The organism is Acidovorax sp. HMWF018 (assembly GCF_003061035.1).
Taxonomy (GTDB): domain Bacteria; phylum Pseudomonadota; class Gammaproteobacteria; order Burkholderiales; family Burkholderiaceae_C; genus Acidovorax; species Acidovorax delafieldii.
On sequence record NZ_QAIM01000575.1, the window covers coordinates 1 to 690 of the forward strand.

1 pseudogene is annotated in these 690 nt (G+C 73.8%); it reads right to left on the reverse strand.

The window, feature by feature from the left end:
* A pseudogene (locus tag DBR23_RS24560) lies at positions 1–690 on the reverse strand (DUF490 domain-containing protein); the annotation flags it as partial.

Genomic DNA, 690 nt, shown 5'->3' on the forward strand with positions numbered 1-690 from the left:
GTGCCGTCCACGGTGGCATCCAGCGCCATGGGGGCTTGTGCGTCCAGCGTGGCGCGTGCGCTGTACTGGCCCTGGGCCAGTTCTACCGCGCCGATGTTCAGGCGGTGCTGGCGGCCATCAAACCGGTAGTCGCCCACCAGGCCCTGGGCCTCCACGGCGGGGGGGCCGGCCCACAGCAGCTGGTCTACCCGGAACGGCACGCCCAGCTGCAGCGGCAGCACCAGGTCGGTGAGGGGCGTGGGCGGTGGCTCGGGCGTGTCGGCGGGGCGTGGCTGGGGCGTGATCAATACGCGGGCGGCATGCACCTCGCCCAGCTCCAGGCGGCGCTGCAGCAAGGGGGCCAGCTGCCAGCCCAGGCGGATGTCAGTCACTTCCACCACCAGGGTGGGGCTGCTCCAGCGCAGCCAGCCAATGCGCCCGCCGCTGCGCAGCGAGCCACTGACCTCCCGGCTTTCCAGTTGCTGGTTGGCGGGCAGGTATTGCGCCGCGCGGGCCAGCGTGGTGGCCAGTGATGTGCCGCTGCCCGCCCACCACCACAGCAGCGCGCTGGCCGCCAGCAGCAGGGCCACCAGGGCGATCAGCAGCCAGCCCAGAGTCCGCAGCACGCGCGGCGCGCGGGGCGCAGGAGGGCGTGGGGCCGACGAGGACCCGGCGCTGAAGTCCGATGCGCGGGCGCGGGGTGTGGGAAGG